The sequence below is a fragment of the Microcoleus sp. POL10_C6 genome, assembly GCF_036701585.1.
Classification (GTDB): domain Bacteria; phylum Cyanobacteriota; class Cyanobacteriia; order Cyanobacteriales; family Microcoleaceae; genus Microcoleus.
The window spans coordinates 1-1,312 of sequence record NZ_JAUBRB010000145.1 but is presented as its reverse complement, the minus strand read 5'-3'; the positions used below and the strand labels follow the sequence as shown (position 1 = coordinate 1,312).

Genomic DNA, 1,312 nt, shown 5'->3' with positions numbered 1-1,312 from the left:
ATATCAGGTTCGGGTAATTACTTATAATGTGAATTCGGCCGCTCGAACTTGAATTCGGGCGCTCGAACTTGAATTCGGGCGACCGAACTTGGATTCGGGCGACCGAATTTTAATTTGCACGTGAGACCACTCCAGAGCCGCTCTGGGTGAGCACCTCGAACTCATCGAACTCAATTAATTGTCAACGGTCGGCGAGTCAAAGGCCACCAATGAAAACAAGTCAGTCCGCGAATCAAGTCTTGTTGACCGAGCAATTGCTGACAACGATAGACCAACAGCTCTTCTAACTCGTCAAGATTTTGCGGTGAGTAATTGGCTACGACTTCATTAGTAAGTGGCCACAATCGTTCTGCTGGCTGTAATTCGGGAGAATGTGATGGCAGCTCGAACAAATCAATGCCTTCAGGAATCACTAGCTCTTGAGACTGATGCCATCCAGCTTGGTCAACGACCAGCAGCACTCGTTTATCTGGACCCCATTCAAATACTCTCGTGCAAAATCGGCCAACACCCGATTAAACAGTTGAGTGTTGACAAAAGGCAGCAACCACCAATAAGTTTCTCCTGACTCGGGGTGGACAAAACTATAAACCCACAGCCACTTGTATTGATGTTTGACCTCGGCACTGGGTTGTTCCCCAACCCGCGTCCAGACTCGGCGCAATACTGGTAGCAGTCCCAAGCGATGTTCGTCCATCGCCCAAACTTCAATCTCTGCTTGAGGATATTTAGCTTGTAAAAATCTCAACTCGAAATGAAGTTTTTTTTCCACTGTTGTTGTTGAGAGATGTCAGTTTCCTGATGCTGCGGTCTGGGGACTTTCAAACGGTAGCCCATTTCCCGAAGATATTCCCATCCCCGATGGCGACTGATCTGCTCTCCTGTCCACTCACTTAACCAATCAGCGACTTTGCGACCATTCCATAAACCGCCATCGGGAGCAGGCCCAGATAGGACTTGCCACAGTTGCGCTCTTTGTAGGTCGTTGAGTTGAGGAGGTTGCCCACGATTGGACGAACGTTTATCGCTTAAGGCGCCAGCCCCCAATTGGTTGTAGCGTCGCAGCAGTTGGTAAATCCAAATCCGGCTGTAACCGGTAACTTGAGACACCGCTAGTGGGGTGTGGCCCGAGGCGAGTAACCAGATGATCTGGTAGTGGCTGCGTTCGACTAACCCTGAACTTGTCCGGTAGCGAGTGTAGAGTTCCTGGACACTTAAGTGCGGTTCTAACTGGACTTTTTTTGGCATAGGGGGTTTGGCGTCCCTGTGAATCGGCTGCCCTTAATTATAACTAATTATCCGAACCTGATAT

Annotated in this window: 1 pseudogene; it reads right to left on the bottom strand. The window is 49.2% G+C overall.

Features of this window, described 5'->3' with window-relative positions:
- Positions 1 to 170: 170 nt before the first annotated feature.
- Positions 171 to 1,248: pseudogene (locus QUA34_RS30030) on the bottom strand (IS630 family transposase).
- Between the last annotated feature and the right edge of the window lie 64 nt (positions 1,249 to 1,312).